The following is a 26,209-nucleotide window of genomic DNA, read 5'->3' on the forward strand; positions in this document are numbered from 1 at the left end:
TATGGTGAATTTGTACAAATATGGCTTTATGCTGTTTTTCGCTATGATATTTTTTCTTAATCTGTTTTTATTCATTTCCCATGGCCTAATGATCGGTATTTACCCCTATGTGGCTGCCATGACAGTCATATTGGGAATTGCCTGGCTGCTCCATCGTCTTTTGGAAGGAATGTATTATCTAAATATGATTGATGTCTTCATGATTACCCTCATATTATTTTTTACCTTTACCCTGTTTCAAATCTGGAAAAATACAAGGCTGGCCAACGGATATCAAAATGACCGTAGTCAATATATGGATCAATTAATGGAATTAGGAAGGGGGGCTCCAAGCCAGCGTACCTTTTCCCAGCCCGAACAGGGGTTAATTAATTTAATTGAAGCCAATACAGGGATTCCCGTAACAGATCACAATCAAGTAACGCTGTTTAATGGAGGGAAAAGCATCATTGATGAAATGATTGAAGCAATTGATAAGGCAGAGCATCATGTACATATTGAATTTTTCATCGTCAGAGATGATCAGATTGGCAATAAATTTAAGGATATATTGATTGAAAAGGCCAGGGAAGGGGTGGAGGTAAGGTTTTTATACGATGGCCTTGGCAGTGGCCATCTGGGAAAGAATTATGTAAGGTCCCTGCGGGATGCCGGTGTCCATGTCTATTCCTATGATGGAATCATAGCCTCGCTGCTGAAGGGAAAGCTCAACCATCGTAATCACCGTAAAATATTGATTGTTGACGGCAAGGTGGGCTTTGTAGGGGGATTCAATATTGGCGACGAATACCTGGGAAGAGATCAGGCTGTAGGAAATTGGAAGGACCTGCACATTAAAATAGAAGGAGAGGCAATTAAAGGGCTGCAGCAGATATTTTTGGGAGATTGGCATTATGTTACAAAGGAAAAATTACTTGATACAGCGTACTTCCCGCCGGTGGAGACTAAAGATGAAGTTGCTGTACAAATGGTAACCAGCGGTTTTGATACCCATTGGAATGAAATTAGTCAGGTTTACTTTTCAATGATAGCTACCGCCCAGGAGAAGATTTATATTGCCACGCCCTATTTGATTTTAAACGACAGTATGCTAAAGGCCCTTCAAACCGCCGCCCTTAGGGGTGTCGATGTCAGGATTATCATCCCCCATAAGCCTGATTTGTTTTTGGTGGGGTGGGTCAATGAATCTTTCTTTCAGAAGCTGCTGAAGGCAAAGGTAAAAATCTATTTATATGATGAGGGCTTTCTCCATGCCAAGGTGCTGCTTAAAGACAATCGAATCGCTTCGGTGGGGTCGGCTAATCTGAACACCAGAAGCCTCTTTTTAGACTATGAGGTTAATGGGGTTATATATGACCGGCAGACCTGTGATGCCATTAATCGAGAATTTGAGGATTACCTAAAAAACAGTACTGAGGTTACCTATGATGAGTTTAAACAGATTACCGTCGTTCAACGGATCAAGTATTTAATTGGTCGGTTGATTATCCCCTTTGCCTAGCAGGTGAGGTCTTATCTACCACTTAGGTGATGCAGGGTACCAAAGATTAACAGCAGTATTATAAGGAATAAAATTCAAATATTTGGAAAGACTATATTAATGTTGAAGGGAGGAATTATATGAAAATTAAAATAGGTATTCCAAGGGGCTTATGGTATTATGACTATTTTCCCCTATGGAAGGCCTTTTACGAAAATCTGGGGGCCGAAGTGGTGGTATCCAGTCCAACCAATAAAAAAATACTGGATCGAGGAGTAAAAAGTACAGTAGACGAAGCCTGCCTGCCGGTTAAAATATTTCATGGTCATGTGCTGGATTTAAAGGATCGGGTAGATTATATTTTTGTTCCCAAAATGATGAGTGTCTATCAAAATGAATATATTTGCCCTAAGTTTTGCGGGCTGCCTGAAATGGTAAGCCACTCCATCAAAGATTTACCCCCTTTAATTGACGACGAAATTAATTTTAACAAATCCCGTAAGCATTTGATGAAAACCATTTATCGTTTTGGCAGCTATGTCAATAATAATCCCTTAAAAATCTATAAGGCTTACCAAAATGCTTTATTAGAATATCGTACTTATCATGACAGGCTTCGGCAGGGGTATATTCCGGTGAATGGCAATCTTATGAAACAAAAATCTTCTTCAGATCATAAAAGAAAAAAAATTGCATTACTAGGGCATCCCTATCATTTGTATGACAGCTTTAGCTCAATGAGTATCATCAATAAGCTGACTGATTATAATGTAGAAATCATTACTCCAGAAATGATGAGTCTAAAGACCATTAATCAGCTGGCTGGAACTCTGGAGAAAAAAATATTCTGGAGCTATGGCAGGAAGGTGTTGGGTACTGCCCTTCAACTGGAACAGGGCCAGGGAATAGATGGGGCCATTTATGTTTCTGCCTTTGGCTGCGGAATTGACTCAGTGGTGGCCGAGCTCTTTGAACGATGGACCAAGAACAAGGCGGCCCTTCCCTTTTTATTGATCACCATCGACGAGCATACAGGGGAAGCCGGTGTGAATACAAGGCTGGAGGCCTTTATTGATATGATTGATTGGAGGAAGCGAAATGAAGGTAACTTTCCCGCACATGGGTAATCAATACGTGGGTACAAAGGTATTATTAGATGAATTGGGAATCGATAATATCGTGCCTCCGGAATGCAGCAAGGAAACCCTAGACATAGGAACGAAATATTCCCCTGAATCCATTTGCCTGCCCTTAAAGATTAATATAGGAAACTATATCGAAAGTATTCGCCAGGGAGCCGACACAGTGGTTATTATCGGAAGCTGTGGGCCCTGTCGATTTGGTTACTATTCTGTACTGGAAAGGGAAATATTGAAGGAGGTCGGGCATCATGTGAATTTTATTTTACTTGATCCGCCCCAGGGAGATTATAAAAGATTTTTTAACAGCATTGTCAGTCTGACCCAGACGAAGAATCCCTTTAAGGTTATGAAGGCCCTGGCCAAAACCACCAGGGTGTTGTATGAAATAGATGCCATTGACCAGGCTGCCTTCTATAAAAGGCCCAGGCAAAAACAAATTGGCGAGGTAGACAGGCACCTGGAAAGCCTTAGAAAGGCCCTGTACCATGTGAAGGGCTATAAAGCTGTCATGGAACTGTTAAAAACAACAAGGGAAAGGGTCAATGAAGTGGAGGAGGACCCAAACCGGGAAATCATCAAAATTGGCATTATTGGTGAAATCTATACAATTATTGAACCCTTTGTCAATATGAATATAGAAAAAAAGCTGGGAGAAATGGGGGTTGAAATAGACAGGTCTTTAAAGGTCAGCCGATGGTTGACTGAGCATCTGTTCCTTCACCCCTTAAAGCTAACACAGGAAAAGGACATCAGAGAATATGCCAAGCCCTATTTAAGAACCATGATTGGCGGCCATGCCCGGGAAACCCTTGGGTACGCCGTTAAGTTTGCCAAGGCTGGCTTTGATGGCGTCATTCAGGTCTATCCCTTTACCTGTATGCCGGAAATTGTGGCCCAAAGTATTTTGCCAAAGGTGGAAAAGGATTACGATATCCCCTTCTTATGCCTAATTGTTGACGAATTAACCGGGGATGCAGGTTATACCACCAGACTGGAGGCATTTGTTGATCTTCTCAGAAGAAGAAAGGAGAGGAAGCAAAATGAAAAATTGTTATCTGGGTATTGATGTCGGTTCAGTTAGCACCAATGTGGTGCTGATGGACGAAGATAAGGAAATTATGGCAAAGGTCTATACCAAGACCCAGGGTAAACCCATTGATGCCATTAAAAGAGGGCTTATGGAGGCTCAGGCGGACCTGAAGGAAGAACTGCGGGTCATGGGTGTAGGAACAACCGGCAGTGGAAGACATCTGGCTGCCATGATTGTGGGAGCTGATGTGGTGAAAAATGAGATTACCGCCCATGGTATTGCAGCCTTAAACTACGTAGAAGGAGTCAGAACCATCATTGAAATTGGGGGCCAGGACTCAAAGATTATTTTATTAAAGGATGGTATTATCAATGATTTTGCCATGAACACCGTTTGTGCCGCAGGTACGGGCTCCTTTTTAGATCGGCAGGCCGCCAGGCTGGGAATTCCCATTCAGGAATTTGGTAAATTGGCCCTAAAGGCCACAAGTCCCGTTAGAATTGCCGGCAGATGCGCAGTATTTGCCGAATCAGATATGATTCATAAACAACAGCTGGGCCATAACCAAGAGGATATCATCAAAGGTCTTTGTGATGCCCTGGTTCGTAATTTCCTGAATAATCTTGCCAAGGGCAAAGAGCTGGCAGGTCCGGTGGTATTCCAGGGAGGCGTTGCAGCCAATGTAGGAATTAAACAATCCTTTGAAGAGGCTCTGGGCTGTACCGTAACGGTTCCGGCCCATCATGAGGTGATGGGGGCCATAGGCTGCTGTTTATTGGCCCAGGAGCATCAAATGAAGCATCGTCATACTGCCTTTAGGGGCTTTGAAATTGTCAATTCGGGCTATCAGGTAAAGGGCTTCGAATGTTCAGACTGCTCGAATGGCTGTGAAGTAATTGAAATAATGAAAGACAACCAGCTGGCAGCCCGGTGGGGTGACAAATGTGGAAAATGGAGTGACAGTCTAAAACCAAAGGAAGAAGAAACGGCTTAAAAAAACGAGTAGTCGGAAGAAGTTAATTCCGCTACTCGTTTTTATTTGCTTAAGCCCTACTCATTTAGCTTTTCTAAGATGGAATTGACATTAATGCCATGGACTGCCGCTGCCTGCTCAAGGGATTCCATTTGAGAAGAGGGACAGCCTAAGCACCCCATACCAAAGGCCATTAAGATGGAAGCCGCCTCGGGCTTAACCTTTAGAATTTCTCCTATCAGCATATCCTTTGTAATTGTCATAATTAAACCTCCTTTGGGTTTTAAACTGATTAAAGGCTGTTGAAGTCTAAGTAGGCAAAATGTAGCTTTAATATATTCAACAACCTGTTTAAATTGGTAATCTTTGATATTAAAAGTATATCAAAGCAGCCAGTATGACCCTACAACATAAGTCACGCTTTGATGTGATAATTATCACAAAACTTAAATTCCCAGTTCTTTTCGTTTTTTCTCAATGTGATCAACATAAATTTGAATTGTTTTTTCGGCATCCAGTTCAATCATCAGCTTACCCAGGCCCAGGCTTTCGGTGGTTTCGGTTAGGGTTTTCACCACCACATCACTTCCAGTCACAGAGGGTACCGGAGCCACGTGGACCAGCCAGCCAAGGGCAATGGCAGTACAAGCGTCGGCAACAGCTTTTTGCTCTAAATATTCAGGGGCACCAATAACCAGTGGTAGCTTATTGGTATCGACATTAAGGGCATCAGCCAGCTCCATTGCAGTATGGGTCATCTTACCAATATCAACGCAGGCGCCATAGGATAAAACCGGAGGAATACCCAATTGCTTGCAAACTGCCTTTAGGCCTTCTCCGGCCTCGTCAGCCGCCGCCGGGTGGGCAAGGCCGGTATATTCCATCACAGCAGAGGTACAGCCTCCAGATAGAACCAGAATATTGTTTTCTATCAAACCCTTGGTAATCTTGAATATATTACTTCCTCCCTGGCCGTAGCGTGCAGTGGTACAGCCAACAATGGTGGCAATTCCCCTGATATTACCCTTGGCAATCTGTTCAATTAGTGGATCAAAGCTGCCCCCCAGGGCTTCACGAATTGACTCGGTACTAAAGCCAACCATACATTCTGAGGTATAAGATGGAATATAGACCTTTCTATTTTCAGCCTTTCTGGCTTTAAAGGCCTCTAAAGCCATATTCAGTACCTTTTCAGCCTGTTCATTCATTTTTTCAGGAACAAAATCCAGGGTTTCAGTACCCTGCAGCTTGATAACAGGATGGGTACTGACCAGCTTGGTTCCAAAACGCTTGGCATAAACCGGCAGGGTGGGTATAGTACAGTTATAGTCAAACATAAATAGATCAACTACCCCTGTGGCCAATAAATATTCCTCAGACAGCCATTCTCCCTCCTGACCGCCATAGGCCCTTTGGCTTTGACTGCCAGAATAATTTAATAGCTGTTGGCCCTCACAAACGTGGCCTAAAATTTGAATACCGTTGGCGCCCAATTGGCGGGCCTTCTCCTGCCATTCATCACTTGATGCCATTTCAATGGCTACATGGGCCAATAGGGGCATATGACCATTGGTAATAATGTTGACCATGTCGGGGCTTAAAAGGCCCATGTTTTGTTTTTGCAGAGTAATCTTTTGGGTTCCAATTAATATTTCCTGAAGAATATCCAGGGCAAATAATCCCTGATATTCATTGGCAATTCCCAGACGGACACAATTTAACAAGAAGTCTACAGGGTCAGAGGTGAAATTGGTCATACATTTAGTCTGGGCATAGGCCACTTCACTATAGCCGCCACCGGGATAAAGCCCCAATTGATTCCAAAGGGCCTTTCTCTTTGACGGAGCAAAGGCTTCCACCAGCTTGGAGGGCTCATGATTAGGCCGGTGAATGTCATCTATAACAAATTGAGCAAAGGCCACAGCTAATTTTTCAATGGGCATACCAGAATCCAGCCCAACCATTTCTGCATATTTTTTTAGCTTCTGAGGATCTCTGATTTTTAAGCCGCTGTTTGGGTTTTCTCCAGCAGCCTTCAAGGTTCTAGCGGCCTGATGGGCGTGAAAAATGTTAGCCGAGGTTCCGATGGTTACGTGGCGATAGGTGAAGTTACGGGCCACCATGGTGTGGGCATCAACACCACAGACTCCCCGGGGAGCCTTGGGGTGGATTCGGCAGGGGCCATTGGCGCAGAGCTGACATGATAAACCTTCAACGCAAAAACGACATTGAGGCTGTTGTTCCGAAAAACGATCAAAAACATTGGTGAAGGAAGCATTATGTACAACCTGGTACATTTCCCGCATGGCGGGGTCAACGATGACATTTAAAGGGTAGCCCTCGGGCGACTGATCATCAACCTGAATATGCTCCCGCTGCCACTGGTGAACCTGATCGGGATTAGGCGATTTTTTTATATTCTCATAATTAACTTCTATTTTTTCATGTAAATCTTCATGATGAGCTGGGTCGTTGGTAGCGCTTAGTCCTGTAACATCTGCCTTTAAGCCTACCTTTCCTTTACCAATGGTATTGGTACTGTTTTCTAAATTTCTTTGATCATCCTTAGACATTTTCTTACCTCTCTTTCATTGATTTTAAGTTATTTTCCCAAGCTCATCAGAAAGTTATACCCAAAGACATGATTTTTTCAAAATAAAAAAACCTCATCTGTTTTCTAATCCAGATGAGGCTCCTTCACTTTAAATCTTAGGAATGGGCAGATATCTTTTTCTTAGATACTTCCTTTTCCTTTAATTGCTTTAATTGTAAAAATTCATTGCAATGCTTTGTATCAGATTGGATTTCCCAGTGAATAACATAGGTTAAAATCAATCTTAAGGCAACTACCGCAGCCAAAACATAGATTTCGTCCAGGGTTCTTACTGTAACGGTTTTTAAGATCTCACCTGCCAGCTTAAATTCTAGACCCAGGGCTAAAGCCTTGGCTAATTCAATTTTTATTGTGTCATCAGTAAAATTAAAGGTCTTCAGTGCATATTGCGCAAATGCTTTTAAGGCCGTAAAGGCTATTACAAATACTCCCATGGCCTCTAGTAAATGAATAACATAGGGTATAATTGCTTCCATCAAGTGTTCCAAAATCATTTTTTTCTTCCTCCTACTTTAATTTCTTCAAGCCATTTTAGACAATAAAAAAAATTAAGTCATAAGTAAAATATTTTAATAAATTCCATAGCTCTACACCACTATTATGCTCTTGAAAATCTCTTTTGTCAAATAATATTTTAACAAATATCTATTAAAAATTCGGAATATTAAATAAAAAGACTAAAAAATATAGGAATTATTCAGAATCCTAGAACCCTAGAAATTTTAAAAAAATAAGTAATATACTAAATACGTAAAGGTCACGAGGGAAAACGTTATCCCATTTAAAATAAAATGGTTAACCAGATACGTGATACAATATTAACAAACAATGAATTAACACAAAAATTATTTTCAATAAACAGTCAATTTCGAATATGCTGGGGAAAATACGATATATATGCTATAATCTTACTATATAAAAAATTAGAGTAGACAAACAGTGAAAGGGGGGCTAAAGGGATGATAAATAACTCCTATCATATCTTGAAAAAAATATCTGCCTTTAGTACGCTAAAGGATGAAGACTTAAAGAAAATCTGGGCCATGACAATCGAAAGGAAATTGAGAAAGGGAGCCATTATCTTTATGGAAGGGGATCCCGGTGAGGCCTTTTATTTTATTAAATATGGAAAGGTGAAGGTCTACAAGACCACTGCCGATGGCAGAGAGTTAATATTTACGATCCTGAGTGAAGGAGACGTCTTTGCTGAAGTAACGCTGTTAAATGATATACCGTATCCAGCCTCGGCTGAGGTCCTGGAGGATGCCAGCATTGGCATGATAAAAAATGCCGACCTGGAAAAGTTGGTAAGCAGCAATGCGGAAATTGCCCTTAGAATTATTAAGGTATTGAATAAAAAGCTGGCCAGCTCACAGCAAAAAGTAAAGGAGCTGGCCCTGTCAGATACCTATATGAGGACAGCCCAAATGATTCTTCAGCTCTCGATGGAGCATGGGGTCGAAACCAAGGAAGGAATTGAGCTAAAGTTAAATTTGTCAAGGCAAGAATTGGCCAATATGATTGGAACGGCCAGGGAAACCGTCAGCAGGGCCCTGGGACAGTTTAAAAAGGAAGGCTCTGTTGAAATCAGCGGAAAAAAAATAATTGTAAAGGATTTACAAAAGTTAAAAAATTGGATTCAATAGCTTAGTGACCTTCAGGTGAATTAACCTGGAGGTTGTTGACTTTTTGGCACTAAGTACATATGATAAACCTCCGAAGAGATCGAAGCGGTTATTAAAGATATTATCAAATTTATAAAGTAAAAATGTCAAAATAATATATAGCTATTTTTTAACCACTAAAAAAGAAAACAGAAGTTGTAAGCAATTTCCATTTGCTTCTTAAACTGATAAAAATAGGTGTTTTTTAAATGTGGAAATATTGGAGAGACATCTATTTTTTTGGTTAATTATTTGATAAGCTGTAAGATAGTAGTCTATTTGTTCAAATTCACAAAATTAATTTTTTGATGATTTAGTATTACTTGTACATCTTTCCCAAGAAATATCATATTTTTATATTAGGGTTGGTAAAAAGGTACAAGAAAAGGATGTTTTTGATACAAAAATCAACTGATAAGGCCATGGAAAAGTTGGCACAAGAATTGCACATTAATATTGCAAATAGGGAGGAGATTGATATGGCAGGTCTGTTTTTTGAAAAAATACAGAATAATCCCATTATTGCTGCTGTTAATGACTTAAGCAAGCTGGAGGCAGCAATCCAATCCCCCAGTGAAATTATCTTTCTGTTGACGGGGAACATACTGAACCTGAAGGAGATTGTCAAGCGAGTGAAGGACCGTGGCATGGATATCTATATTCACCTTGATTTAATGGATGGATTTTCAAAGGATGCCATTGCTCTAAAATACATCCACGAGCATATCCGGCCCGATGGGATCATTACTACTAAAAGTAACCTTATTAAGCTTGCCAAGGATATGAAAATCTTTGCCATTCAAAGACTTTTTATTCTCGACTCCCTTTCTCTGGATACAGCTATTAAAACTATTCAAATGACCAGGCCAGATGCTATTGAGATTCTGCCGGGGGTAATGCCTAAAATAGTCAGACAGATCAGCAGGGAAACCAATACCCCGGTAATTGCAGGGGGGCTGATTATCGATAAGGAGGATGTCATTGAAACCTTAAAGGCTGGAGCCATGGGGGTATCTACCAGTAAGGAACAGGTATGGGAGCTTTAAAAGGTAATTTTCATGGAATGGGTTTTACCAGCCCCTTAAATGGCTGGTAAAATTAATCACCGTCAGGAAAACCTTTGCATAGCTTTTCAAAATGATAGGATAATCCAGGTTTTCAACCTGTGGTTATAAATATTATTGGTTATTTAAAAATATGGAGGGAGGCAATTGTATTATGAAGCATGTAGGAACAATCATCGGATCGGCAATTGCAGGGATGTTTGTTATGTCTGTATGGGGGGCCTTTGTTGATCAGGCAGGCATCATCGGAGGATGGTTTGCAGGACTTATTATTATTGGCACCATGTGGCTAATGAACCATTATATTGGTGTGATTAACAATGATGGAGCCTTTGTCGATATGGCCTGTGGAATTGGTGTGGCTGGCCTTATGAGGGATGTCTTTTCTCAAGGTATACAGGTAGGAATTGATTCATTACCAACCCTGGTGCTTGTTATTTTAGGGGGAGCCCTTGGTGGCTTGGCGGCCTTTAAGGTAGAGCAATACATTGCAGAGCGTGATAAGCAGGCAGCGAAGGAAACAGCTTAATTATCAATTTTGAGAGGAGGAAAAGGGATGACAATCGGTTTTGCAATTACAACCATAGCTGGAGGCTTTATTTTTCCATTTTTAATCAGACTATTATGGGGTAAAATGTGTGAAAATTGGGGCCCGGCAGGGGGCTACATGGCAGCGGGCTTTATCGTTGGTACTGCCTGGACAATTAATCATGGTGTAGGCTTAATTTTTCAATCAGGAGGAGCCTGGATCGATATGGCCTTTGCGGCAGGTGCAGGGCTGTTTGTGGCTTCGGCCCTATCGGGTGATAACGTTTCTAAGGGTTTAGTTAATTTATTTTATGCTATTTTAGGAGGAGTCATAGGCGGTTTCATTCTTTCATTACTGGCTTAATCAAAATTAATAAAAGGGGGAAATTTATATGAAAAAGTATATTATGGCATTAGATCAGGGTACCACCAGCTCAAGGGCCATTCTTTTTGACCATGACGGAAAGGTGGTTGCTACTGCACAAAAAGAATTTACTCAATTTTACCCTAAGGCCGGATGGGTAGAGCATGACCCCATGGAAATCTGGGGTACCCAAAGCGGTGTAGCCCGGGAGGTTTTGGAGAAAACGGGAATAAAGCCTACAGAGGTGGCCGCCATTGGAATCACCAACCAACGGGAAACAACTGTGGTCTGGGAAAAAAGCACCGGTAGACCGATTTATAACGCAATCGTCTGGCAATGCCGAAGAACCGCTGCCATTTGTGATGACTTAAAGGCCAGGGGCCTTGTGGACTATATTCGAGATCATACCGGTTTAGTGGTAGATGCCTATTTCTCTGGAACAAAGATAAAATGGATTTTGGACCATGTGGAAGGGGCCAGAGAAAAGGCCGAAAAGGGTGAATTACTATTCGGAAATATTGATACATGGCTGATTTGGAACCTGACCCGGGGAAAAGTCCACGTTACGGATTATTCCAATGCCTCCAGAACCATGCTCTATAATATCAAGGAATTAAAATGGGATGAAAAAATATTAAAGGAGCTTGATATACCGGCCTCCATGCTGCCCGAGGTGAAGCCATCCAGCCACGTTTATGGCTATACCGATCATGAAACCTTTGGCGGAGCCGATATTCCAATTGCCGGTGCTGCGGGTGACCAACAGGCTGCCTTGTTTGGTCAGGCCTGCTTTGAACCGGGAATGGCAAAAAACACCTACGGTACAGGCTGTTTTATGTTAATGAACACCGGTGATAAGTTTGTTCCCTCTAAAAATGGTCTGCTGACCACCCTGGCCTGGGGAGTAGATGGAAAGGTGGAATATGCCCTTGAGGGAAGTATTTTCGTGGCAGGGGCTTCAGTTCAATGGCTGCGGGATGAATTGAAAATTATTCGTGATGCAGCTGAGACTGAATACCTGGCCACCAAGGTAAAGGATTCCAACGGTGTGTATGTTGTTCCGGCCTTTGTGGGTATGGGAGCTCCCTATTGGGATATGTATGCTCGAGGAACTGTAGTTGGCTTAACCAGAGGGGCCAAGGCAGAGCATTTAATCAGAGCGACCCTGGAGTCCATCGCCTATCAAACCAGAGATGTTTTAGAGGCCATGCAAGAGGACTCAGGCATTAACCTGCAAGCCCTTAAGGTGGATGGTGGAGCCGTTGCTAACAACTTCTTAATGCAGTTCCAATCAGATATTCTCAATGTTAAGGTGGATCGTCCTGAAATAACAGAAACCACCGCCCTGGGAGCCGCTTATCTGGCAGGGCTGGCAGTGGGCTACTGGAACGACAAGTCTGAAATATCCAATAAGTGGAGTGTAGACAGAAGCTTTACTCCCGATATGGATGAAGAAAAGAGAGGAAAGCTGTATCGAGGCTGGAAGCGTGCCGTAGAGCGTTCCATGGGTTGGGAAGAGGAATAGAGAATCCTTCCTAATTAATAAAGCTCTGTACAGAATAAGAAATAAATGATATAATAAGTTAACCGAATAGATTGGCTGAGACTTGGAGAGCCACATAAAACACCTATTGAAGAATAGGGCTGTTTTGTGTGGCTTTTTTTATTTCTCATAAATTGTATGAACGAAAGGTCTTTAGCCTTAGACTAGGAGCAAAATAAAGGAGTGGAAAATCATGTATGATGTGACCGTAATAGGCGCAGGGATTGTGGGAACAGCCATTGCAAGAGAACTGTCGAGATATCAGATAAAAACGATTTTAGTAGATAAGGAAAACGATGTAGCCAATGGTACCACCAAGGCCAATAGTGCCATTGTCCATGCCGGGTACGATGCAAAGCCCGGTACCCTGAAGGCCAGGAGCAATGTCATGGGAAATGCCATGTATGAAGACCTTTGCAGGGAGCTGGAGGTGCCCTTTCAAAGAATTGGTTCCCTGGTGGTGGCCTTTGATGAGGAAGATATGGCCTCTTTAAAAAGGCTCTACCAACAGGGAGAAGCCAATGGCGTGCCTGGTATTGAGCTGATCGATGGAAAAAGGGTAAAGGAAATGGAGCCTAACCTGAATGATCAGATCATTGGAGCCCTCTATGCGCCCTCGGCGGGAATTGTGGGCCCCTGGGAGCTGGCCATTGCCCTGGCAGAAAACGCCGTTGAAAATGGCCTGGAGCTATTGCTAAACAGCCAGGTAACTGCCATTGTTAGAAACGATAAGGGTTATTTGGTTACCGCCGGAGAACGGACCTTTCAAACAAAATATATTATCAACTGTGCCGGTCTCTATGCTGACAAGGTAAATGATATGGTCAATGAGCCTAACTTTAAAATCTTGCCCAACAGGGGGGAATATAACCTATTCGATAAAAGTGTGGGCAATTACGTACAACGGGTAATTTTTCAAACACCAACCACGAAGGGAAAGGGAGTGCTGGTGCTTCCGACAGTCCATGGTAATCTTTTAATCGGCCCAACCGCCGATGCCGTTAATCATCCAGGGGCCCTGGAAACCACTGGGGAAGGCTTAGGCTTCCTAAAGGAAAAGGCGAAGAAAGTGGTTCCCGATTTCCCCTTTCATACAGTAATTACCTCCTTTGCAGGAATTCGAGCCAAGGTGGCAACTAATGATTTTATCCTGGAATTTGCATCCGATACGAAGGATTTTATCAATGTAGCTGCCATTGATTCCCCCGGCCTTACTGCGGCCCCTGCACTGGCGCAGCTGGCTGTGGAAAAGTTGATGGAGGCAGCAGGAAAATTTGAAAAGAATCCTGAGTTTATCGCAAAACGAAGGCCGGTCATTCATTTTATGGAGCTGTCAAATGAAGAAAAGGCTGAACTAATCAAAAAGGATCCTCGTTATGGTCGGGTAATCTGTCGCTGTGAGGGAATTACCGAGGGAGAAATTGTTGATATTATCCATCGTAAAGCCGGAGCCACCAATTTAGATGCCGTAAAACGCAGGGCCAGGGCTGGAGCAGGTCGATGTCAGGGGGGCTTTTGCGGCCCCAGGGTAATGGAAATCCTGGCAAGGGAGCTTCATATCGATATTACTTCAGTGGTGAAGGATTCAAAGCAATCCTATCTATTAACGGGCCCCACAAAGTCAAGCACTTCAGAGGCACTGGTGGCCGTTTCACAGGATAAATAGAGGGGGAATATGACGTGAAAACCTATGATATTATTGTTGTCGGAGGCGGGCCAGCTGGCCTGGCGGCGGCCATAGAAGCAAAGAAGCAAGGTGTCAATAAAATTTTGGTCATCGAGCGGGATCGTGAACTGGGAGGCATATTGCAGCAGTGTATTCACAATGGCTTTGGGCTCCATGTGTTTAAAGAGGAATTAACAGGACCTGAATATGCAGAGCGCTTCATTGAGGAATTGAAGCAGCAAAATATTGAATATAAGCTCGATACAATGGTACTGGATATTACAGAGGATAAATTGGTCAGTGCAATTAATACTACTGATGGATTTGTTCAATATCGGGCTGAGGCCGTTGTGCTGGCCATGGGCTGCCGTGAGCGTACCCGGGGGGCCATCAACATTCCTGGAAGTAGGGCGGCAGGGATATTTACAGCCGGTACCGCTCAACGATTTGTCAACATGGAGGGTTACATGGTTGGTAAGGATGTTGTTATCTTAGGTTCTGGTGATATTGGCTTGATTATGGCACGAAGAATGACCCTTGAAGGAGCCAATGTTCATGCTGTGGTGGAGCTGATGCCCTATTCAGGAGGATTGACCAGGAATATTGTACAATGCCTTGAGGATTATGAAATTCCCTTGTATTTGAGCCATACAGTGATTGATATCAAAGGCAGAGACCGGGTGGAAGAGGTGGTCATCGCCCAGGTAGACGAGAACCGCAGGCCTATTCCGGGAACCGAGGAATCATTTCAATGCGACACCCTGCTTTTATCGGTGGGGCTGATACCGGAAAACGAGCTTTCCAAGGGGGCTGGCATTAAGCTGGATCCCGTTACCGGGGGACCCTTGGTGAATGAATCCATGGAAACCTCGGTACCTGGTATTTTCGCCTGTGGTAATGTTGTCCATGTTCACGATTTGGTAGACTGGGTTACCGAGGAAAGCAGGCGGGCAGGAAAAAATGCAGCCAGGTATGTCCTCAAAGAGCTGGTCAATCAATCAACGATCATTGCTACTCAACCCGGTACCGGGGTTCGATACATTGTACCCCATCAAATTAGAATGGAAAATCTTGAAAATCGCCTAGACCTTATGTTTAGGGTAGATAATGTTTATCAACGGGCAAAACTGGTGGTTAAATCGAAGGATCAGATCATTAAATCCGTTAAAAAATCCCACCTGGCGCCGGGTGAGATGGAATCAGTTACCCTTATGAAAAAGGATTTGGAAGCTATAGCGGGCAATGAAATAACCATCGCCCTTCAACTGGAGGAGGTATAGACAATGAGTAAACGATCAATGGTATGTATCGCCTGTCCCCGGGGATGTCAGATGGAGGTGGAAGCCGTATCTAATGGGGTTACAAAATATGTGGTGTCAGGAAATCAGTGCCCCAGGGGAGAGCAGTATGGCATTAAGGAAATGAGCAACCCCACCAGAATGGTTACGTCAACCGTTGTCATGAAAAATGGCCACTTAAGTCGTCTTCCCGTTCGAACCAGTGATGCCATACCAAAGGATAAAATATTTGAGTGCATGAGAACATTAGACCAAATAGAGGTGGAGGGTCCCGTTAAGGTAGGAGACGTAATAGTCAAAAACCTGTTGGGACTGGAGATCGACATAATTGCCACACGAAGTATGTAAAAAGGTAGGGGAAAAATTATGAGAAGAGCAAATGTTACTCACTTAAACTACACGAAGGGCAGTCACGAAGACACAGCAGTATTTTCTTACCGACAGCTTTTTCATCAGGTATTGGACGGAATATTAATCATAGGTTCTACCGGCAGGGTAGAATATATTAACCCGGCTTATGAAAGAATGTTTGGTGTTAGTAACTTTGCAGTAGTGGGAAAAACCATCTATCAAATACCCAATGATGATATTATTTTAACCTCTATGAAAAACAAGAGGAAAATTCAAGGATATATTAAGCTGCCCTTCCATCATAAAAAGATCAGCGCAACAGCTTCTCCCTTAATGGATCAACAGCAGTTCCAGGGGCTTTTGGCCATCTATCGGGAGGAAAGCCTGGGGGAGGCAGCTGGCCCTAAAGATCAATGTCAATGCAGCAATCAACGGCTGCTGGCTCCCTTTGATACCATTGTGGGAAATAGCAAGATCATGAGGGAGGCCCTAACGATGGCTTGTAAAGCTGCAAGGACTCAATCCACCGTACTGATTATGGGGGAAAGCGGAACCGGAAAAGAAATGGTGGCAAAGGCCATTCATGAAGCAGGGCCCAGGGCAACGGGCCCCTTTGTGAAGGTGAATTGCGGTGCTATTCCATCAAATTTATTGGAATCAGAGCTTTTCGGTCATGAACAGGGGGCCTTTACAGGGGCCATCAGAAGAAAGATTGGTAAATTTGAGCTGGCCAATGGCGGCACCATATTTTTAGATGAAATTGGAGACATGCCTATAGATATGCAGGTAAAGCTCTTAAGGGTATTACAGGAAAAGGAGTTTGAAAGGGTTGGAGGAAACGAAACCATTCAATGCAATCTTAGAATTATTGCTGCCACCCATCGAGACCTGCAGGAGCTCATTCGAGAGGGACAGTTTAGAGAGGATCTGTATTATCGTCTTAATGTAGTACCAGTTAACCTGCCTCCCCTCAGGGAGCGAATAGAGGATATTGCTGATCTATGTCACCACTTTATGGAAAAAATCAAGGTCAAGACAGGACTTTCTAAAAAGAAATTTGATCAGAGTGCCTTGACGGCCTTCAGTGGCTACCATTGGCCCGGAAATGTGCGGGAGCTGGAAAACTTGATGGAAAGACTGATGGTGCTGGTGGACGGGGAAGAAATAACCCTGGATGATTTGCCTTCTCATATTTCCCACACCTACAGGGGCCGATTTGAGCCCATGAAGGAGCATAGTCTGGTGAATATGAGTCATAATGGCGAAATCGCAACAATGGATGAATACGAGAGGGAAATTATTAAAAAAGCCCTTGCTCAATTCGGCAGCTTTAACAGAGCCGCCAAGGCCCTGGGTATAACCCATAAGACAGTGGCCTTCAAAGCTAGAAAATATGAAATTGTAGATTAATAACATATAATAGGGGTTCAGCCCTTCCATGTAAAAGGAAGGGGGCTGAACCCTTATCTCATATAAAAAGCCTTTACTTACCTAAATTTATGACTTGATAATTGAGTAAAAAAAATATATAACTTAAAAATTGTATTAAAAAATTGAATACAAAACTACGTAAAATACCAAAATAATGGTATCAATTAAGGAGGAATCAATATGGATGATAAGCATTACGACATCATGAAGCATTTAGAGAGCTTGGAAAAGGAACGGGGCTTTTTTCAAAATGTCGAAGAAATTAATCGATTAAATATTGATGCCATTATTGAGCTGATTCAGTACGAAAATGTGAAAGAACTGGGAAAGCCCCTCTTTACCCGTCGGGAAATCAGGCAGGGTTTGAAAAAGTATTTCGAAGGCTGGATAACAGACTAGACTATTTGAAATTGAGGAGGAGGCAGATGCGAGCCATTTTCTTCGATCGTGATGGTGTAATCAACGATAATCGTAAGCCCGTAAATACCCCGGAAGATTTAATCCTGTTTCCCGGGGTACCAGAGGCTTTAAAGAAGGCCAATGAGGCAGGTTACGAAATATTTATTGTCACCAATCAAGGGGGAATCGAGCTGGGTCAGCTGAGCCATGAAATGTTAAAAAAAATTCATGGACGTTTAAAGGAGCAGCTAATGGGGTATTGTGATATAAGGGGAATTGAATATTGTCCTGATTTTAAAAGGCCAAGTCCCTATCGAAAGCCTGCCCCGGGGATGCTGTTAAAGCTTGCTGAGGAGCATCAAATCGATCTGTCTCAAAGCTGGATGGTGGGAGATCGAGATACAGACATAAGCGCCGGCCTAAGGGCTGGCTGTAAAACAGCTAAAATTGGGGCCTATGATAAAAGGGCCCACATTAATGAATCCAGGTTGAAAAAGGGGTCACGAAATAGGTCGGTTGATCTTGAGGCAGTGATCGATGCCATTCTCAGGGCAGAGTCATAAGTTTGTTTTTCATACAAAATGTGTTAAAATGTATTGGGATACTGAAGGAATCCAGAGGGAAAAAATAATCTCAAACAATAAGCCTAAAGGCTAAGATAAGAGGAGGAATTATAAAATGGCAAAGGAAGTTATTGTTTACAGCAGCAACACTTGCCCCCATTGCGTAACCGTAAAGGAATACTTATCAGATAAGGGCGTGGCCTTTACAGAAAAAAATGTATCGGTTGATGCTACGGCAAGAAAAGAATTAATGAAAAAAGGCATTATGGCAGTTCCCGTTGTGGAAATCGATGGAGAAACTGTTGTTGGCTTCGATCGAGACAGAATAGAGGATCTATTGGGATAGGCCTTTAGGGCTTATACAAGAAAAGACTCGAAAAGGACAGTGTCGTAAATATTTGTCCTTTCGGGTCTTTTGTTTTGCCTAAATTCCAATAAAAAGCTGAGTAAAAACATAGCCGTAGGGTCCGCCCTTTACGACTCCGATTCCCACATGGGTAAAGGCCGGATGAAGAATATTTTGACGGTGGGTATCAGAATTCATCAATTCTTCATGGGCCTTTCGTGCATCTTTATTTCCCGCCAGGTTTTCCCCTGCAAATACAAAGTCGATCTGATGCTGTTCCAGCATTTCAAAGGGATTCCCATAGGTTGGAGAATAATGGCTAAAATAGCTATAATCAATTAAATCCTGGGACTTCATCCGGGCCAATTGTGATAATTGAAGATCCAGCATGAGGGGCTTCAGGCCGGCCTTCAGACGCTCCTCGTTGATGAGATCCAGCATAGTTTGTTCCTGGGCCGACAGGGCTTCTCTGCGATGTTGATTCACCTCAGTATTTTTCCCCTCTATGTAAGGAACCACATTGGCCTTTTCAATACAACCAAGCTGACGATTTTCTAACAAAACAACATACCATTCATCGACCTTGCCCACCACCTGGTACACCGCCTGATCAGGTGCCAAGTCAAGGGCAGGCAGATCAGTACTAAGGCCTGGGTAAATGGGGGTGTGATGAACCGAGACCATGACCCTGGTCACCTCGGCCTCTTGAAAAATAGAAGAATGCTTTACAATTCCAGCTTGATTTGGGCCGCAGGCAGCTAACAGCAGCATGAGGCTCAATAAAGGGATTATACCTATTTTAGGGGTACAACGAAAAGACATGGTCAACACCTCCCAAGATAGTATTGACCAAAACATAGAGAAAAATAAACTAAAGGCCGGTGCTTACATCTAAGGGATGAAGCGCCGGCCTTTAGTTTATATTTGATACTTTTTCAATTCCGCCTTGAAGTTTCCTATCAGGGTCTCTAATTGGTTAATATGGGCCGTTAAATCCTTTACCTTTTCGGAATATTGAATAACATTGGCGCTCATTTCCTCTGAAGAAGCAGAGTTTTCCTCTGCAATGGCAGCTAGAGAATGGATATTCTCTACAACAGAGGTAAGCTGATTGGTTTCAGTAGACAGTTGATTAATTAATTTTACAATGACATTGGCCACCTGCACCAGGGCCGAGGTTGATGCCTCATTGTCCCTTGTTACTTGGTCAAGGGTGTTGTTACTGGCTTCCAGCTGCTGGTACTGGGCCTCAATTTCCTTCACGAAGCCATTAATCAATTGAATAAAATAGACCAGATTATCGTTAATATGATGTACAGCCTCTTTGGAGTCCTCCGCCAGCTTTCTGATTTCCTCTGCCACCACAGTGAAGCCCCTGCCAGCCTCACCGGCCCTGGCTGCTTCAATGGCGGCATTCAGGGCCAATAAATTGGTTTGATCGGCAATTTGTTCAACGGTTGAGCTAATTTCCATTATTTTAGAGGCCTGCTGGGATAAATCCTGGCCCTGTTGATTCACACTGGAAAAGTTATTTCTTACCTGATTGATCATTTGGTTAACCCTTTGAATCGATTCAAAGGAGCTTTTAAGGCTATCAACGGAATGGGTTAGTTGGTTTTTTCCTTCAGTTTCCTCTACAACAATTTGGTTCAGGGTATGAATATATTGATCCAGTATTGAGACGGCGTGCTCGGTTTCCTCAGCCTGACTTGAAGCACTGAGGGCCACCTCATGAACTACAGAAGAAATCGAATCCGACAGCTCCTTCATATTGTTTGCAATTTGAGAAAACTCCCGTAAGTAATTGTTCATATCATCGGTTCCACCCTTTAAAAAGAGGAAATCCTTTTTTACCACGTCCTTGGCCTCGTTAAGAACGGCAACCATATCTTCATTGGCATCGCCGGTTTTTAACAGGGTTTTATGGGCAAAATCCAGGCTTTTTAACCTGTTAAGCTCTCCTTCCATTATTTTCAGAGGCTTTAGAACAATAGAGGCAATCAGAAAAGTAATGACGAAGCTGGCCAGGGGGAGCCCTAAATTGATCAACAGGGGTTGGCTTGAATTTAAAATCATCAGTCCAATGAAAAGTAAGATTGATGGAATTAAACTAACCTTAAGGGCAAGGCTTTTAAAGATACCCAGCCCCATTATCCTGGACATTGGGCTTGAAATAGTTTGGTCAGCCGATTTTTCCAACCGTATGTTTACCTTCATAAAGGCTTTTTGATCTTCAGTATATCCTGTATCCAATATATTGAATTCAATTTTTTCATTAAAATAAGCAGAGCTTCCCTCTAAAAGACCTAAAAAGTAATCAAACAGACCCCGCTTAGATATGTAGGTAATTTCAATTTCCTTTTCGCCGATTTCCCTGGCCAGCAGTCGAGGTGGATTGGCTCCCTTAATAATCTTCGTCAGCTGCCCATGAACATCATCCATCATCATCAGAAATCCCTTTAGGCTATAGCGTTCAAAATAAGAGGGAAACCATGCCTGAAAGGTTTTGATATTTTGGTTTCCGACTTTGCGCCAAATCTGATTAACGGGCTCCTGGGTATGATCCGATACAAATTGAAACACTGAAAAAATCTCTTCATCAGGGATATCTTCAAGGGGGCTGATAATACGATTTTCTTGCCAGTCTACAGATTTTACAGCTGCCCTTACAATTTCTTCGCCAAACAGCCTTTCCAGACTGTTTAGCCAGGTAGACACAACAGTTCCCTTCACCCTTATCACTCCTTTATTTTCATTGTAAAAAATATAATGACAAAGTCCTTTATATTATCCTAAATTATATCAAAAAAAAACTTTTAGAGATAGGGAAATAAAAACTAAAACAAAATAAAATCTTTTTTGTAAAGCAAGATATAATCAGTTTTGTTCGTCACTAAAAATATAAAATATGCTATAATTAGTCCTATAATCAGATAAGGAGGCATAATCAAATGTCATTTCTATACCAGGGTGTTAATCTATTAATCGTATTGATTTTATTAGGAATACCAGTTGTGGTTACCCTGCTGCTGTTTAAGCGTTTTCAAAATCAGCCCCAAGAGGAAACCGGGCTTCAGGAAAAAATAAAGGAGCTGGAGGACCGAATACGGCAGCTTGAGGATAAAATGTAGCTCAGTTAATCCCATAATCTCAAACAGAGTATTAATATTAAAACAGATTGATGACGGCTTTTTTAATTGATGCAGCCGTCTCATTTTTTACCCTTTTTTCGCCAATGATTCCGAAAAATTTAGAAAAAGGCCAAAGACCTCTTGAAAGATTGATAGGTAAAAGTACATAATTTTCTATGTATTTAAAAAAATAAATACTTGCTTCACTGAAAAAAGTAAGTTACAATAAAATTAATCTAAAGAGTAAAGGTGGAATTGATTTTGGGTGATTTAAGAATTGGAAATAAGCAGTTAATCAAAGATCTCAATCGATCCCTGGTAATTGAAAAGATCAGAAAGGATGGGCCCATTAGCCGTACCGATATTTCCAAGGCGCTGAACCTGGGGCTTTCTACTATTACTAATATAGTAGAAGAGCTTGAAAATGACAATTTGGTTTTTGAAACCGGTGAAGCAGATTCCACCGGGGGAAGGCGGCCAATCCTTTTGAAATTCAATTATGAGTTTGGCTATACCATTGGGGTGAAAATCGAAGAAGATCATCTTATTTTGGCCCTTACCAACTTGAAGGCCGATATTCAGGATAAGTTGGACTTGTTTTTTAACAAGGGTGAAAAGCCAGAGGTGGTTATGCCCCTTATTATTCAGGGGGTTCAGCAGCTTCTTGACAATAATGGCCTGACAGAAGGACAGTTAATGGGGATTGGAATTGCCGTTTCAGGGCTGGTGAATGGCCAGGAGGGAATTTTAATCAGGTCCTCCATGCTGGGCTGGCATCAGGTGAATATCAAACAGTCCATTGAGGCAGTTATTCATGTTCCTGTCTTTTTAGACAACAATGTCAATGCCTATTCTATGGCAGAATTACAGCTGGGCTATGGAAGAATATATGATAATTTCATATGTGTTTCGGTGGGTGCCGGGGTTGGGGCAGGTATCATCATTGACAAAAAGCTATATTATGGTCAGTTTGGCGGTGCAGGGGAGATGGGCCATACCATTATTCAAATTGCTGGGTATCCCTGTCACTGTGGTCAAAAGGGTTGTTTAGAGGAATATGCCTCCGATAAATATTTTGTCAACAGGGGGCCGATATTATTAAAGGAGTTTCCCCAATCCAGCCTGAAAAGTGGAAAATTCTCCTCTGAAGAAGTTTATCGGTCAGCCATGGCAGGTGATCAGCTGGCACTGGCCCTTCTAAAGGAAAGCAGTCTGTACCTGGGCTATGGCTTAGTCAATGTCATTAATACTATGAATCCATCCATCATCGTATTGGTTGGGGAAAGAATGGTGGTCAAGGATTTGTTTCTTGATCATACGCTGAAGGTGGCCCGGGAAAACTTTTTCTCGCCAGTGAATTATCATACGACTATACATGTATCAGAGCTGGGGAATAATGCATGGGTAGTTGGGGCCGCACTGCTGGCCATAGACCATTTGTTTCAGATGCCTATTTATAAAAATACTAATCCCAAAACCAGGGTTATATAGCAGGGGAAAAGGGAGGGGTACTATGGTTGGTGAAAGAGGATGGAAAAAGGGCCTGGTAATTGGATTATTTTTACTGCCCAATTTAATCGGATTTATTCTGTTTACAGGAATTCCAATTATCTATTCCTTTGTCCTTAGCTTTACAGAGTGGAATTTAATTACAACCCCCAGGTTTATTGGGCTTGCGAATTACAAAACATTATTGAAGGATGAGGAGTTCTGGTTGGCCTTAAAGAATACCCTTCGATTCATCGTGGGCTATCTACCCCTGGTCATGTCAATATCCTTGGGGATTGCATTGATGTTGAATAAAAAAATTAAGATGAAAACGTTTTTTCGAGGGGCCTATTTTCTTCCTGTGGTTACCTCCTGGGTGGCAGTATCCTTAATATGGAAATGGCTGTTAAATCCCGTATACGGCCTGGTAAATTACGGACTGTCTCTAATTGGAATCAATGGCCCGGCGTGGCTGCAAGATCCTAAATGGGCCATGGCAGGCATTATTTTGACCAGCGTCTGGAAGGATATTGGATTTATTATGGTACTGTATTTGGCAGGGTTGCAAGGAATTTCAAAGTCCTATTACGAGGCAGCCGATATAGATGGGGCAGGTTCATTTCAAAAGTTTTGGCATATCACCCTGCCTATGCTGGCACCGACAACCTTTTTTGTCTTCGTTATTTCATTAATCAATTCCTTCCAGGTATTTGACCAAATACTAATTATGACTAACGGAGGCCCGGTCGGTGCCACCACCGTACTGGTGCAGCAAATCTATAATAACGCCTTCAGATATTTCAAGATGGGTTATGCAGCGTCAATCTCCTGGGTACTTTTCCTTCTTGTGTTTGCAGTCACCTACATACAAATAAAGCTACAAAAAAGGTGGGTTGATTATGGACAGTAAAGCCATTGTAAAAACTGAGAAAACAGCCAAAGTATTATCCTTTAATCGTATCAACTTCGTCAAACAAGGCTTATACTATGTTGTTTTGAGTCTTGGAGCTTTCATTATGATCATTCCCTTTATTTGGATGATTTCCACTTCCCTCAAAACCGGCGGAGCAACCATGACCCTTCCACCTCGGTTGATTCCTGAAAGTATCAGCTGGGATAACTATATACGGGTTACAAACGCCTTCCCAATGAAAAGGTTTTTATTAAACAGTGTCATTGTTTCTGTCTTTTCAACTCTGGGTCAGCTTTTGTTTTGCTCCATGGCGGCCTATGCCTTTGCCAGATTAAGGTTTAAAGGCAGAGATACATTATTTTTAATTTATTTAGCCACGTTAATGATTCCATCCCAGGTGACGATGATTCCCCAGTTTATTTTAATGAAGCATCTCAATTGGCTTGATACCTATCGGGGCTTAATATTACCAGGGGTATTCAGTGCCTTTGGAACCTTTTTATTGAGGCAGTTTTTCCTGTCTATCCCCCGTTCTCTGGAAGAAGCGGCCTTCATCGACGGGGCAGGGCATTTCAGGGTTTATTGGCAGCTGATTTTACCGCTGTCGAAGCCGGCCCTGGCGACCCTGGGGGTGTTTTCCTTTATGCAGTCCTGGAATAATTTTTTATGGCCCTTAATTATTGTTAGCCAAAGGGAATACATGACCTTACCCCTGGGATTATCCATGTTACAGGGGCGCTGGGAGACCGACTGGAATTTAATGATGGCAGGGGTAGTTATTAGCGTCATTCCTATAATTTCTGTTTACCTGTTTGCCCAGCGGTATTTTATAGAGGGAATCACATTGAGCGGCCTGAAGGAGTAGCCACAGAACGAACCTGAGAGGTGGTGGTATTACATATTTACAGCTTGGTTTACTTGAAATCATTTAAAAAGGGAGGAATACCTTTATGAAAAGATGGTTGGCAGTCATTTGTATACTTAGCCTGGTTCTTTGGTTGTTAATTGGATGCAGTTCTGAAACTGTTGATTCCGACAATGATGAAATTACAATCCGCTATTTTGCCTTTTCACCCGGTGAAGCCCATGAAAAGGATTTACAGGCCATGATCAGGGCCTTTGAACAAAAAAATCCGGGAATTAAGGTAAAATATGAGCTTGCCTCCTTTAATGACTATTTTACCAAGCTGCAAAGTCAAATTGCTGGGGGGAATCCACCCGATACCTTTGAGCTTAATTATGAAAACTTTGTCAGCTATGCAGCCAAGGGTGCCCTACTGAAGCTTGACGAAATGATTCAGGCAGATCAGAACTTCGATCTCTCCAGTTTAAACCAGCAAGCCTACGAAGCCTTCCGATATGATGATAAGCAATATGGAATGGTAGAGAGCTTTTCCAATGTGGTACTGTTTTACAACAAAGACCTGTTTGATGCTGCGGGGGTATCATATCCTGAACCCAGCTGGACCTGGAAGGATGAGCTGCAAGCCGCCCAAAGGCTGACCGATCGGGAGAAAAGAATATGGGGTACCTTCTCACCCATACAGTTCTGGGAGTTCTATAAGACAATTGCCCAAAATGGTGGGGCAGTCTTTAACCAGGATCAAACCAAGGTAACCCTCAACAGCAGAGAAAACATTGAAGCCCTGCAATGGATGGTAGATAAGGTCAATCGATATCAGGTGACCCCGTCTGATCTGGAAATGTCTGGTCAACTGGAGGGCGATCTGTTTAAGGAAGGCAGGATCGCCATGCTGAGAACCGGCAGCTGGATGTTTGATTCCTTTAAGGATGTGCCCTTCGATTGGGATATTGCTCTGGAGCCGGGGAATATTCAAAAAGCCCACCATTTCTTTGCCAATGGGCTGGCCATATCTAGAAATACGAAGCATCAAGAGGCTGCTTGGAAATGGATTAAATTTATGAGTGTCAGTGAAGAAGCGGTAAAAATTCGAGTAGAAAGCTCCTGGGAGCTGCCCGCCGTAGGGGATCAAACCCTGGTGGAGGACTACTTGAAAAAAAGCCCACCCCAAAGCCGGCAGGTTATTTTTGAAGCGCTGGATACCCTGGTGGTTCCTCCAGTGATTGAAAGGTGGAGTGAAATGACAGATATCATCGACAGAGAGCTGGAATTGGTGAAATTAGGACAAAAAACCCCTGAGGAGGCCCTGACCGATGCAAACAATTATGTCAGGAATTTAATGAATTAATTCCATACGTA

The 26,209-nt window shown here is 42.6% G+C and carries 26 protein-coding genes; 21 read left to right on the forward strand and 5 right to left on the reverse strand.

Features of this window, described 5'->3' with window-relative positions; genetic code table 11:
* Position 1 precedes the first annotated feature (1 nt).
* From cls to ACYQ1I_RS09510, 4 genes are all read left to right on the forward strand, one after another.
* Positions 2–1,501: a cardiolipin synthase gene (gene cls, locus ACYQ1I_RS09495; protein WP_459764649.1), complete on the forward strand. Its 1,500-nt coding sequence runs from the start codon at positions 2–4 to the stop codon at positions 1,499–1,501.
* Between the two features lie 119 nt (positions 1,502–1,620).
* Complete coding sequence (locus tag ACYQ1I_RS09500; RefSeq protein ID WP_459764651.1) at positions 1,621–2,607, forward strand: acyl-CoA dehydratase activase-related protein; 987 nt, start codon at positions 1,621–1,623, stop codon at positions 2,605–2,607.
* A complete protein-coding gene (locus ACYQ1I_RS09505; RefSeq protein WP_459764653.1) occupies positions 2,579–3,688 on the forward strand; it encodes a 2-hydroxyacyl-CoA dehydratase in 1,110 nt (369 codons plus the stop codon). The genes ACYQ1I_RS09500 and ACYQ1I_RS09505 overlap by 29 nt, the downstream gene beginning before the upstream one ends.
* On the forward strand, positions 3,663–4,646 hold the full coding sequence (locus ACYQ1I_RS09510; RefSeq protein WP_459764655.1) for an acyl-CoA dehydratase activase: 984 nt from the start codon (positions 3,663–3,665) through the stop codon (positions 4,644–4,646). The genes ACYQ1I_RS09505 and ACYQ1I_RS09510 overlap by 26 nt, the downstream gene beginning before the upstream one ends.
* A 56-nt stretch (positions 4,647–4,702) precedes the next feature.
* On the opposite strand, the gene ACYQ1I_RS09515 is transcribed toward ACYQ1I_RS09510, so the two are convergent.
* The 3 genes from ACYQ1I_RS09515 to ACYQ1I_RS09525 all read right to left on the reverse strand — a co-directional run bounded on the left by ACYQ1I_RS09515 (position 4,703) and on the right by ACYQ1I_RS09525 (position 7,733).
* Positions 4,703–4,888: a DUF1858 domain-containing protein gene (locus ACYQ1I_RS09515; RefSeq protein WP_459764657.1), complete on the reverse strand. Its 186-nt coding sequence runs from the start codon at positions 4,886–4,888 to the stop codon at positions 4,703–4,705.
* Between the two features lie 183 nt (positions 4,889–5,071).
* Entirely contained in the window at positions 5,072–7,198 is a 2,127-nt protein-coding gene (gene cooS / locus ACYQ1I_RS09520; RefSeq protein WP_459764659.1) for an anaerobic carbon-monoxide dehydrogenase catalytic subunit, read from the reverse strand.
* A gap of 136 nt (positions 7,199–7,334) precedes the next feature.
* The gene (locus ACYQ1I_RS09525) at positions 7,335–7,733 is read right to left on the reverse strand and encodes a DUF1622 domain-containing protein (protein WP_459764661.1); all 399 of its coding nucleotides are present in this window, start codon (positions 7,731–7,733) and stop codon (positions 7,335–7,337) included.
* Between the two features lie 465 nt (positions 7,734–8,198).
* Between ACYQ1I_RS09525 and ACYQ1I_RS09530 the strand changes: the two genes are divergently transcribed.
* The 12 genes from ACYQ1I_RS09530 (at position 8,199) to ACYQ1I_RS09585 (ending at position 18,456) form a co-directional block, all read left to right on the forward strand.
* Positions 8,199–8,885, forward strand: a complete 687-nt coding sequence (locus ACYQ1I_RS09530; RefSeq protein ID WP_459764663.1) for a Crp/Fnr family transcriptional regulator — start codon at positions 8,199–8,201, stop codon at positions 8,883–8,885.
* Between the two features lie 440 nt (positions 8,886–9,325).
* Complete coding sequence (locus ACYQ1I_RS09535) at positions 9,326–9,949, forward strand: glycerol-3-phosphate responsive antiterminator (protein ID WP_459764664.1); 624 nt, start codon at positions 9,326–9,328, stop codon at positions 9,947–9,949.
* Between the two features lie 172 nt (positions 9,950–10,121).
* Entirely contained in the window at positions 10,122–10,496 is a 375-nt protein-coding gene (locus ACYQ1I_RS09540) for a Lin0368 family putative glycerol transporter subunit (RefSeq protein WP_459764665.1), read from the forward strand.
* A 27-nt stretch (positions 10,497–10,523) separates the two neighbouring features.
* Entirely contained in the window at positions 10,524–10,859 is a 336-nt protein-coding gene (locus ACYQ1I_RS09545; RefSeq protein WP_459764667.1) for a Lin0368 family putative glycerol transporter subunit, read from the forward strand.
* 28 nt (positions 10,860–10,887) lie between these two features.
* On the forward strand, positions 10,888–12,384 hold the full coding sequence (gene glpK, locus ACYQ1I_RS09550; protein WP_459764669.1) for a glycerol kinase GlpK: 1,497 nt from the start codon (positions 10,888–10,890) through the stop codon (positions 12,382–12,384).
* 211 nt (positions 12,385–12,595) lie between these two features.
* Positions 12,596–14,068 (forward strand): NAD(P)/FAD-dependent oxidoreductase, encoded by a 1,473-nt coding sequence (locus tag ACYQ1I_RS09555; protein ID WP_459764671.1) that lies wholly within the window; start codon positions 12,596–12,598, stop codon positions 14,066–14,068.
* Positions 14,069–14,082: 14 nt separating this feature from the next.
* Positions 14,083–15,348, forward strand: a complete 1,266-nt coding sequence (locus ACYQ1I_RS09560; RefSeq protein WP_459764673.1) for an NAD(P)/FAD-dependent oxidoreductase — start codon at positions 14,083–14,085, stop codon at positions 15,346–15,348.
* A 3-nt stretch (positions 15,349–15,351) separates the two neighbouring features.
* Positions 15,352–15,714 (forward strand): DUF1667 domain-containing protein, encoded by a 363-nt coding sequence (locus tag ACYQ1I_RS09565; protein ID WP_459764675.1) that lies wholly within the window; start codon positions 15,352–15,354, stop codon positions 15,712–15,714.
* A gap of 18 nt (positions 15,715–15,732) precedes the next feature.
* The gene (locus tag ACYQ1I_RS09570) at positions 15,733–17,127 is read left to right on the forward strand and encodes a sigma-54 interaction domain-containing protein (RefSeq protein WP_459764676.1); all 1,395 of its coding nucleotides are present in this window, start codon (positions 15,733–15,735) and stop codon (positions 17,125–17,127) included.
* Positions 17,128–17,328: 201 nt separating this feature from the next.
* Positions 17,329–17,547: a hypothetical protein gene (locus ACYQ1I_RS09575; protein ID WP_459764678.1), complete on the forward strand. Its 219-nt coding sequence runs from the start codon at positions 17,329–17,331 to the stop codon at positions 17,545–17,547.
* A gap of 26 nt (positions 17,548–17,573) precedes the next feature.
* On the forward strand, positions 17,574–18,110 hold the full coding sequence (locus ACYQ1I_RS09580; RefSeq protein WP_459764680.1) for a D-glycero-alpha-D-manno-heptose-1,7-bisphosphate 7-phosphatase: 537 nt from the start codon (positions 17,574–17,576) through the stop codon (positions 18,108–18,110).
* Positions 18,111–18,225: 115 nt separating this feature from the next.
* A complete protein-coding gene (locus ACYQ1I_RS09585; protein ID WP_459764682.1) occupies positions 18,226–18,456 on the forward strand; it encodes a glutaredoxin family protein in 231 nt (76 codons plus the stop codon).
* 78 nt (positions 18,457–18,534) lie between these two features.
* Here the strand turns inward: ACYQ1I_RS09585 and ACYQ1I_RS09590 are convergent, their stop codons facing one another.
* Positions 18,535–19,278, reverse strand: coding sequence for a CAP domain-containing protein (locus ACYQ1I_RS09590; RefSeq protein WP_459764684.1), 744 nt, complete (start codon positions 19,276–19,278; stop codon positions 18,535–18,537).
* Between the two features lie 96 nt (positions 19,279–19,374).
* Positions 19,375–21,189 carry a heme NO-binding domain-containing protein gene (locus ACYQ1I_RS09595; protein ID WP_459764686.1) on the reverse strand — a complete coding sequence of 605 codons (1,815 nt, stop codon included), beginning with the start codon at positions 21,187–21,189 and terminating at the stop codon, positions 19,375–19,377.
* A 218-nt stretch (positions 21,190–21,407) separates the two neighbouring features.
* On the opposite strand from ACYQ1I_RS09595, the gene ACYQ1I_RS09600 reads away from it, so the two are divergent.
* The 5 genes from ACYQ1I_RS09600 to ACYQ1I_RS09620 all read left to right on the forward strand — a co-directional run bounded on the left by ACYQ1I_RS09600 (position 21,408) and on the right by ACYQ1I_RS09620 (position 26,198).
* Complete coding sequence (locus ACYQ1I_RS09600; protein WP_459764688.1) at positions 21,408–21,587, forward strand: hypothetical protein; 180 nt, start codon at positions 21,408–21,410, stop codon at positions 21,585–21,587.
* 261 nt (positions 21,588–21,848) lie between these two features.
* Positions 21,849–23,078: an ROK family protein gene (locus ACYQ1I_RS09605; RefSeq protein WP_459764690.1), complete on the forward strand. Its 1,230-nt coding sequence runs from the start codon at positions 21,849–21,851 to the stop codon at positions 23,076–23,078.
* A gap of 22 nt (positions 23,079–23,100) precedes the next feature.
* Positions 23,101–23,985, forward strand: a complete 885-nt coding sequence (locus tag ACYQ1I_RS09610; RefSeq protein WP_459764692.1) for a carbohydrate ABC transporter permease — start codon at positions 23,101–23,103, stop codon at positions 23,983–23,985.
* Positions 23,975–24,853 (forward strand): carbohydrate ABC transporter permease, encoded by an 879-nt coding sequence (locus ACYQ1I_RS09615; protein WP_459764694.1) that lies wholly within the window; start codon positions 23,975–23,977, stop codon positions 24,851–24,853. The genes ACYQ1I_RS09610 and ACYQ1I_RS09615 overlap by 11 nt, the downstream gene beginning before the upstream one ends.
* Positions 24,854–24,938: 85 nt before the next feature.
* The gene (locus ACYQ1I_RS09620) at positions 24,939–26,198 is read left to right on the forward strand and encodes an ABC transporter substrate-binding protein (protein WP_459764696.1); all 1,260 of its coding nucleotides are present in this window, start codon (positions 24,939–24,941) and stop codon (positions 26,196–26,198) included.
* Positions 26,199–26,209: the final 11 nt, after the last annotated feature.

It is taken from the genome of Alkaliphilus crotonatoxidans (assembly GCF_054658015.1).